Source organism: Phocaeicola sp. RTP21198st1_B8_RTP21198_201120 (assembly GCF_040929485.1).
GTDB lineage: Bacteria > Bacteroidota > Bacteroidia > Bacteroidales > Bacteroidaceae > Phocaeicola > Phocaeicola dorei.
Genome location: NZ_JBCOCI010000483.1, coordinates 409 through 805 on the forward strand (window position 1 = coordinate 409; position 397 = coordinate 805).

The window sequence follows — 397 nt, forward strand, 5'->3', positions numbered from 1 at the left end:
AGTTACCTTTCGACATTCAAGAAATACAAATAAAAATAACAGATAGAGGATGCTTGATAGAAGCCCCCTTGGAAGACAATGAACAAATCTATGGCTTCGGACTCCAGTTTGAAACCTTCGGTCAACGTGGCTTACGTAAACGTCCGATAGTGAACGACAACCCTCTAAACTGACTCGGATATACACACGCCCCACAAACATTCTACGTCTCTACCAAAGGTTATGGCATTCTCGTCAATACAGCACGTTATACCACTTTTTTATGCGGATCCAACCAAAAAAACAGCAAAATATACAAAACGCGAAAACCCGCAAACATATTTCCACCACCACGGAAGACTTATATAAAAATAGAAGCAATGGAGACAAAGTTTTTATCGACATTCCTGGTGCAAAA